Raw genomic sequence first — 1,099 nt, 5'->3', positions numbered from 1 at the left:
GCAACAATATCTACAAGTAAGAAACGATTACCTTTGTGCAAAGGGCTTGCCTAATGCGATTTATGACGAAATGCCATCATCATCTGATGATAAGGCAAGAGATAAATGGGTAGAATTTGCAACAGAGCAGTTTATAAACATGCAAGAGGCACTAAAAGAAGCCCAATGCCTCTATAGACAGTATAATCTTCATGCTGCGTTACAGTCCCTCGTTATAGAAGATCAAATGCTACCGCACCTTGTGAATTCATTACGCGTTGCTCTTAATGCTCTTCAGAAACATTTTGATCGTTAAATGACAATCTCTATTACGGTTTCATTATATAGTATATCCATTCTATGGTGTTGCAACGTTTCTTTAGTAATTCAATCGTTTCATAATAACCGTTTCTCACATTATATACTAGATCAGTAATTTGTTCTTCTAAGTCAAATTCAGGGTCCTTCGTAGTTTTAAGAAATTCTTTCGCATAATAAATCATTGGATTTTTGCTGTTATTTGATTCGTTATATGCCCACATAAAATACATTGGCTTCCAAAGATATTTCCTGCGTAAATGATCTATCACATTGGGTAGAGCCATGGGTAGATCCGTATGTGACATCAATATATTATAATCACCCCGCAATAAATTCACATAGCGTCCGCAATAAATAACCCATAGATGACGTTTCAATATAAAATCAGTTTCGGTGTATCCATGTCTGTGTGCATATTCTTTTGCTTCGAGTATCTTTTCAGAATGCGTAGAGCCAATATATGATTCACTCGCGTATTTGTTGTAAAGTTTATTATACTTCTCCATAGTATCTACACTTGTAAACATACGCGTCAATTTGTCTATAAATCCAAATGACGCTGATGCAGGTAGCGCTGATATAAAAAAGAAAGCTATAAATGTTATGATGCGTGTTATGGATAATGATTTCATCATTTTGAACCCTTAATTATTCATAAGCGCTGTTTAACCGATTCACTTTGAAATTATCAATATGTGTTATTTTTATGTTGACAAATTGTAGCAAATCGTATTTAATGACATTGCTGTACTTAGGCGTATTGTGTCTAGAGAGGGAAATGTACAGTTCAAAATCCCCG

1 protein-coding gene and 1 pseudogene are annotated in these 1,099 nt (G+C 34.8%); one reads left to right on the top strand and one right to left on the bottom strand.

Annotated elements, in window-relative coordinates; translation table 11 throughout:
- Positions 1-295: pseudogene (locus ACFIKX_RS09645) on the top strand (hypothetical protein); the annotation flags it as partial.
- A gap of 13 nt (positions 296-308) precedes the next feature.
- On the opposite strand, the gene ACFIKX_RS09640 reads toward ACFIKX_RS09645, so the two are convergent.
- Positions 309-935, bottom strand: coding sequence for a hypothetical protein (locus tag ACFIKX_RS09640; protein WP_375627825.1), 627 nt, complete (start codon positions 933-935; stop codon positions 309-311).
- Between the last annotated feature and the right edge of the window lie 164 nt (positions 936-1,099).

The organism is Bartonella sp. CM86QHHN (assembly GCF_042194695.1).
Taxonomy (GTDB): Bacteria; Pseudomonadota; Alphaproteobacteria; order Rhizobiales; family Rhizobiaceae; genus Bartonella.
This window is presented reverse-complemented; position numbering and strand designations above follow the sequence as displayed.